Origin of the sequence: Kitasatospora sp. NPDC004799 (assembly GCF_040609095.1) — a bacterium.
GTDB lineage: Bacteria > Actinomycetota > Actinomycetes > Streptomycetales > Streptomycetaceae > Kitasatospora.
Genome location: NZ_JBEXJK010000448.1, coordinates 1 through 6,490, shown reverse-complemented (window position 1 = coordinate 6,490; position 6,490 = coordinate 1). Strand labels below are relative to the sequence as shown.

General features: G+C 74.2%; 5 protein-coding genes and 1 pseudogene. 2 read left to right on the top strand and 4 right to left on the bottom strand.

Annotation, left to right across the window (positions count from 1 at the left end):
• Window positions 1–282: 282 nt before the first annotated feature.
• Window positions 283–1,680 (bottom strand): gluconate:H+ symporter, encoded by a 1,398-nt coding sequence (locus tag ABZW03_RS35090; protein WP_355267716.1) that lies wholly within the window; start codon window positions 1,678–1,680, stop codon window positions 283–285.
• On the bottom strand, window positions 1,677–2,231 hold the full coding sequence (locus ABZW03_RS35085; protein WP_355267714.1) for a gluconokinase: 555 nt from the start codon (window positions 2,229–2,231) through the stop codon (window positions 1,677–1,679). The genes ABZW03_RS35090 and ABZW03_RS35085 overlap by 4 nt, the downstream gene beginning before the upstream one ends.
• Before the next feature lie 255 nt (window positions 2,232–2,486).
• On the opposite strand from ABZW03_RS35085, the gene ABZW03_RS35080 reads away from it, so the two are divergent.
• Entirely contained in the window at window positions 2,487–3,182 is a 696-nt protein-coding gene (locus tag ABZW03_RS35080; RefSeq protein WP_355267711.1) for an FCD domain-containing protein, read from the top strand.
• A 228-nt stretch (window positions 3,183–3,410) separates the two neighbouring features.
• Window positions 3,411–3,920 carry a hypothetical protein gene (locus ABZW03_RS35075; protein WP_355267708.1) on the top strand — a complete coding sequence of 170 codons (510 nt, stop codon included), beginning with the start codon at window positions 3,411–3,413 and terminating at the stop codon, window positions 3,918–3,920.
• Window positions 3,921–3,930: 10 nt separating this feature from the next.
• On the opposite strand, the gene ABZW03_RS35070 is transcribed toward ABZW03_RS35075, so the two are convergent.
• Both ABZW03_RS35070 and ABZW03_RS35065 read right to left on the bottom strand, forming a co-directional pair.
• Window positions 3,931–4,698, bottom strand: a complete 768-nt coding sequence (locus ABZW03_RS35070) for a metallophosphoesterase (protein WP_355267705.1) — start codon at window positions 4,696–4,698, stop codon at window positions 3,931–3,933.
• Between the two features lie 19 nt (window positions 4,699–4,717).
• A pseudogene (locus tag ABZW03_RS35065) lies at window positions 4,718–6,490 on the bottom strand (hypothetical protein); the annotation flags it as partial.

Genomic DNA, 6,490 nt, shown 5'->3' with positions numbered 1-6,490 from the left:
GCGGGGGGTCTGGGCGCGGTGGACCGCGCGCGGCCCCCGCCCCCGCTTCCGCGTGTCCGGAGGGCGGTGCGGGTGCCGGTGCCGGGCGTCCCGGGGTGTGGGCCCGGTGCCGGGGGTCTCCGGGGTGGGGTGTACCGGGGCTCCGGGTACCGCGGGGATGTCCCGCGCTCCGGCGGCCCGGTACGGGCGCCTCCAGGACCGCCGGAACGCCGAGGGGCGGCACCCGTACGGTCACGGGTGCCGCCCCTCGGCGGTGCGCTGCTCCGCGCGCTGTTCCGCGCGCTAGACGATCAGGCTGAGCGGCAGGATCAGGGCGATGGCGACCACCGAGATCACCGTCTCCATCACCGACCAGGACTTCAGCGTCTGCCCGACGCTCATCCCGAAGTACTCCTTCACCAGCCAGAAGCCGGCGTCGTTGACGTGCGAGAGGAACAGCGAGCCGGCGCCGATCGCGAGCACCAGCAGGGCCGCGTGGGTCGAGGACATGTTCGCGGCGAGCGGGGAGACGATGCCGGCCGCGGTGATCGTGGCGACCGTCGCCGAGCCGGTGGCCAGGCGGATCAGCACGGCGATCAGCCAGCCCAGCAGCAGTGCCGAGATGTGCCACTTGCCGGACCACTCGCTCACCGCGTTGCCGACGCCCACGTCGATCAGGGTCTGCTTGAAGCCGCCGCCCGCGCCGACGATGAACACGATGCCGGCGATCGGGCCGAGCGACTTGCCGACGGTGTCGGAGATCCGGGCCCGGTCGAAGCCGGCCGCCCTGCCGAGGGTCGCCATGCCGAGCAGGGTCGCCGCGAGCAGCGCGATCAGCGGGGAGCCGATGAAGTCGAACACCCGCTGGCCGATCGCCTTCGGGTTGTCGATCACCACGTCCGCCAGCGCCTTGCCGAGCATCAGCACGACCGGCAGCAGGATGGTGGCCAGCACCGCGGCGAAGGACGGGGTGCGGTCGTGCTTGGCCGTCTCCTCGGGGGCGGTGGCCGCCGGGATCTCCAGCGGGCCGACCCAGCGCTCGGCGAGCCGCGAGAACAGCGGGCCGGCGATGATCAGGGTCGGGACGGCGATCAGCAGGCCGAGCGCCAGGGTGATGCCGAGGTCGGCCTTCAGCGCGTCGACGGCGACCAGCGGGCCCGGGTGCGGGGGCACCAGGCCGTGCAGCACCGACAGGCCGGCCAGCGCCGGGATGCCGATCCGCATCAGCGGCACGTTGCCGCGGCGGGCGACCAGCAGCACGATCGGGATCAGCAGGACGACGCCGACCTCGAAGAACAGCGGCAGGCCGAGCACCGCCGCGATCAGCGCCATCGCCCAGGGCAGCGCCTTGTTGCCGGTGCGGGAGAGCACGGTGTCCGCGATGATGTTGGCGCCGCCGGAGTCCGCCAGCAGCTTGCCGAGCATCGCGCCGAGGCCGATCAGCAGGCCGACGCTGGCCACGGTGGAGCCGAAGCCCGTGGAGAAGCTGCTGAGCAGCTTGTCGAAGGGGGCACCCGCGACGGCGGCCAGCAGACCCGAGCCGAGCGTGAGGGCGAGGAACGGGTGCAGCTTCAGCTTGGTGATCAGTACGACGATCGCACCGATGCTGAGCAGCACCGCGATCAGCAGCTGGGAGTCGCTGCTGGTGTGCGGCAGGGCCGGTGGGGCGGCCGCCGCCAGCAGAGTGGGGGAAATGCTCACGCGAGGTCTCCATTGACGGGCCGCAGCAGTGCCACGGCCATCTCGACGAGTTCTTCGGGGGACGGGCCCACGTCCAGGACGGTGCCGCGCTCGTCCGCTCCCAGCGGCTCCAGGGTGGCGTACTGGGAGTTGAGCAGCGAAGTCGGCATGAAGTGGCCCGTGCGGTGGGAGATCCGGTCCTCGACCAGGTCGTGGCCACCGCTGAGGTGCAGGAAGTAGGCACCCGGGGCGTCCGCGCGCAGGATGTCGCGGTAGCCGTGCTTGAGCGCCGAGCAGGTGACCACACCGCCGGTGCCGTCCTCGGTGTGCGCCTTGAGCCACGCGCCGATGGCGCGCAGCCAGGGTTCACGGTCCTGGTCGTCCAGCGGGATGCCGGCGGACATCTTGGCGATGTTGGCCGGCGGGTGGAACTCGTCCGCCTCGGCGAAGGGGAGGTCGAGGCGGTCCGCCAGCAGGCGGGCCAGGGTGGTCTTGCCGACGCCGGAGACGCCCATCACCACAACGGTGAGGGGGGTCCGCGGGAGGTCGTGGTTCTCGACGCTGAGAGCCATGGGTGGTGCTCCTTCGTTGCCTGGCCGCCACTATCGCCTCAAAGATATGACGTATTCAAGTGGCGGAAACCAAATCGTCATACTTTTACTTCCCGCGGGTAGGGGCCTCCGCGGGCCCGGCCGAGGCGCTCGGCGCGGCGGGGACGGGCCGGCCGGGGTCGGGGGCACGGACGGCGGGTGGGGCGGATCACACCCGTCCGCGGGCGGGCCGGGGTGGGCGTGGGACTTCGCCCGGCGGACGTCTAGGCTGGGCGGATGGAGATCCAGGGGCTGCCCGGGCGGCTGCTTGACGAGCTCGGGCCGGCGATCGCGTCGGGGGAGATCCCCGAGGGGGCGGTGCTGCGCGGGGAGGAGCTGGAGACCCGGTTCGGGGTGTCCCGGACGGTGGTCCGGGAGGCGGTGCGGGTCCTGGAGGGGATGCGCCTGGTCGCGTCCCGGCGGCGGGTCGGGATCACCGTGCAGCCGAAGTCGCTCTGGGACGTCTTCGACCCGATGGTGATCCGCTGGCGCCTGGCCGGCTCGGACCGCGCCGCCCAGCTGCGCTCGCTCGGCTCGCTGCGGACGGCCGTCGAACCGGCCGCGGCCGCGCTCGCCGCCACCCACGCCAGCGACGACGACCGGCGCGAACTCAGCTCACTGGCCGTGGATCTGACGGTCACCGCGCGGGCCGCCGACCTGAACGCCTTCCTCCAGCACGACATCGCCTTCCACTCCCTGGTGCTGCGGGCCTCCGGCAACGAGATGTTCGCCCACCTCGGGGACACCGTCGCGGCGGTGCTCACCGGCCGCACCGAGTACCATCTGATGCCCCATCAGCCGGAGTCGTACGCGATCCGGTTGCACCGCGAGGTCGCGGAGGCGATCTGCGCCAAGGACGCCGTCCACGCCGAGCAGGCGATGCGGACGATCGTGACCGGGGCGCTGGAGGAGCTCAACCTCCAGCTGGGCTGAACCTCCGGGTGGACTGAGCCTTCAGGTGGGCCGAGCCTCCCATCGGGCTGAGCGCCGGGGCCGTCGGGGTTGCCGGGACTGCCCGGATCACGCTGTTTGACGGCAGTTCGACGGTTTCGGACGCATAGTCCCGGTTCGGCGGGGCAGAGTGAGGCGAAGGGGCGTGTTTCGTGTGCGCCCGTTCCGTATGCTTCACCGAACACGCGCCATGCGCCTGGGGGTCGCTCGATGTCCGTGCCACGCCGCCGTCGCCGTCGCCGCCTGCCCGACGAGGTGCGCGCCGCCGCAGTCCGGGCGGTGCTCTGCCTGTCCTTCACCCTGGTGGGTGTCGTGGTGGCGACGCTGGCCTCGTACGCGGGCAGTTGGCTGCTGACGCCCGCGCTGCTGGCGATGGGGCTCGGGGTGTTCGGCACCATGTGGTGCCTGCTGGAGATCCTGATCTCCCGCCAGGTCGCGGCCCAGCGGATGCGGGCGCCGGGCTCCGCGTACCCGATGGCGGGCAGCCGGGCGGCCGCCGAGCCGCCGGCCGCGCGGCCGCTGCCCCGGCCCGGCTCGTCCTCGGTGTACCGGCAGCCGTACGAGTCGGCGCCGCCGCAGTCACCGCCGCAGCCGCAGCCGTACGGGCCGGGGCCGCAGCAGCCGTACGGGCCCGGGCGACAGCAGCAGTGGCCGCAGCAGCAGCCCTACCAACCGCCGCAGCCGCCGCGCCAGGCCCGGGTGCGGACCAACCACCCCTGAAGCGTGCCGGTCAGTCCCCCGTCGGCAGCGCCCGGTAGTGGGTGGTGAGCCGGCGGTCCCCGTCCAGGACGTGGAAGGCCAGCATCGGCGGGTGGTCGAAGGCGATGTCGCTCCCGCCCTCGCAGGGCAGGGTGACGGTGGAGACCACGCCGGGCGCGACCAGGAGCGGCAGGCCGGCGAACGTGGTCGCCGCGCCCGTGTGGGAGTGGCCGCAGAGCAGGGCGGCCACCCGGGGGTGCCGGTGCAGCACCCGCGCCAGCCGGTCCTCGCCGAACTGGCGGATCGGGTCGACGTACGGCAGGTGCAGCTCCACCGGCGGGTGGTGGAAGGCCACCAGGGCGGGCAACTCGGTACGCCCCTCGGCGAGTTGCGCGTCCAGCCAGTCCAGCGTCGGCTCGTCCAGCAGGCCGTCGTGCTGCCCGGGTATCGACGAGTCGAGCATCAGCACGTCCGCGCCCGGCAGCCGGTGCAGCCGGTTGACCGGCCCCTCCTCCGGCGCCTCGCCGAGCAGCACCTCCCGGTACGGCGCCCTGGAGTCGTGGTTGCCGGGGCAGATGAGCACCGGGTGACGGGACTTGAGCGCCTCGGCCACCTCCCGGTACTCCTCGGGCCGGCCGTGGTCGGCGAGGTCACCGGTGACCAGCACCGCGTCCAGCGGACCGGGCAGGGCGTCGAGGTACGCCATCACCTGCTCGGTCCGCCGCCGGGCGCGCCGGCCGCCGTCCCCGTGGTGGACCTGGCCGAGGTGGGTGTCACTGAGGTGCGCGATCGTCAGCATGATGATCACGCTAGCCAGTTCATCCCTGCGGGGGAACCTCCGCGGGGCGCTTGAACATCCGGGTGGCGGTGATCTCGCCGTGGATGGTCGGGCCGTCCGGGTCCGGCGCGGCGGGCAGGCCCGGGCGCAGGTGCTCCTCGACCGAGATGTACTTGAGGCCGGCCCGCAGGTCGGCGTCGTTGCGCAGGCGGATCACCAGCGGGAACTCGGCGAGCGCGGTGGTGTCGAACAGGCCGGTGGTGTAGATCAGCTGGACGCCGAGCGCGTCGGCCACGGCCCGCTGGAGCTCCAGCAGGTAGGTGGCGTTGGCCCGGCCGATCGGGTTGTCCAGGAACAGCGTGCCGGCGTGCCGCAGCTGGGACTGGCCGCGGTCGTTGGCGCGCAGCGCGGCCATCGTGCAGTACAGCGCGATGGCGGCGGTGAGCAGCTGGCCGCCGGAGAAGACGTCGGACATCTGGCCGACGCCGACCCGCTCGGCGCGCAGCACCGCGTCCGGCTTGAGGATCTCGACGCTGACGCCCTTGGGGCCGATCGCGGCGGCGACCCCGCGCAGCAGCAGGGACATGCCGTCGCGGCGCAGGTCGCTGTTCTTCCTGACGGCCGCGCGGGTGGCCTCGTCGATGACCTCGCCGAGGCGCTCGACCAGGGTGGCGTGGTCCGGGTCCTCGAAGCGGATCCGGAGGAACTCCTGGCCGGACCACTCCCCCAGGCCCTCGGGCAGCCGGGACAGCCGCTGGGCGGCGCGCAGCGTGGTGAGCGAGGACTCGACCAGGCCGCGCAGCCGGTCCACGATCGAGCCGCGGTTCTTCTCCAGCTGGGCGAGCTCGTCGGTGAGCACCCGCAGCCGGGGCGCGAAGGCGGCCGCCCAGGCGGCGGCGTGCTCGGGCAGCGCGGAGGCGGGCAGTTCGCGGATCTGCTGGCGGGCGGGGGTGCGGACGGCCTCGTAGCGGGCCGCGTTGGCGTGCCGGACCAGGGCGTCGGAGGCGTCGCGGACGGCGAGTTCGGCGGAGGACAGCTCGCCGGCGGCGGTGCGCAGGGCGCGACGGGCCTCGGTGGCGCCGGTGCGGGCCTCGGCCAGCGAGCCCAGGTACGGCTCGACCGGGTCGTCCGGGTCCTCCTGGTGGTCGCGCAGGCCGTCGCGCAGCTGGCCGGCCAGCTCGTCGAAGTCGGCGGCGGCGGCCTGGGCGGTGTCGAAGGTGCGCTGGAGGTCGGCGTGCGCGGTGCGGGCGGCGTCCAGGGCCTCGCGGCGCTCGGCGAGGCGGCTGGTGGCGGTGCGCAGCAGGGCCTGGGCGTGCTCCGGGTCGGTGGGGACGAGGTCCTCGGGCAGCTCGGTGTGCGCCTCGCCGTCGGCGGGGGCGGAGCGTTCGGCCTCGCCGCGCAGCCGGCCGAGCTGCTCGCTGGCGGCGGCGGAGCGGGCCTCGATGGTGGCGACCAGTTCCTCGGCGCGGGCGGCGGCGGCCTGTCGGGCCGGGCCGTCGGCGCCGTCGGGGCTGCCGAGGAGTTCCTCGGCGCGGGTGCGCACCTTGTTGGTGAGGCGGTCGAGTTCGGCCGCGGCGGCGGCCTCGTCGCCCTCGGCGCGGGCCTGTTCGGCGCGCAGGTCGGCGCCGACGCCGACCTTCTCGTACAGCTGGGAGGCGGCGCGGTAGGCCTCGCGCAGGGCGGGCAGCGCGGCGGGGGCGGTCTCGGCGGGCTCGTCGGCCTGCTCGGCGGCGGGGATCTCGGCGCGTTCGGCGCGCAGCGCGCGGGCGGTGCGGCGGGCGTCGTCGGCGGCGCGCTGGGCGGCGCGGCGGTC

Excerpts from the sequence above, each read along its gene's own strand:
- ABZW03_RS35085 (WP_355267714.1), bottom strand. The coding sequence starts at position 2,231 with ATGGCTCTCAGCGTCGAGAACCACGACCTCCCGCGGACCCCCCTCACC.
- ABZW03_RS35070 (WP_355267705.1), bottom strand. The coding sequence starts at position 4,698 with ATGCTGACGATCGCGCACCTCAGTGACACCCACCTCGGCCAGGTCCAC.
- ABZW03_RS35080 (WP_355267711.1), top strand. The coding sequence starts at position 2,487 with ATGGAGATCCAGGGGCTGCCCGGGCGGCTGCTTGACGAGCTCGGGCCG.
- ABZW03_RS35075 (WP_355267708.1), top strand. The coding sequence starts at position 3,411 with ATGTCCGTGCCACGCCGCCGTCGCCGTCGCCGCCTGCCCGACGAGGTG.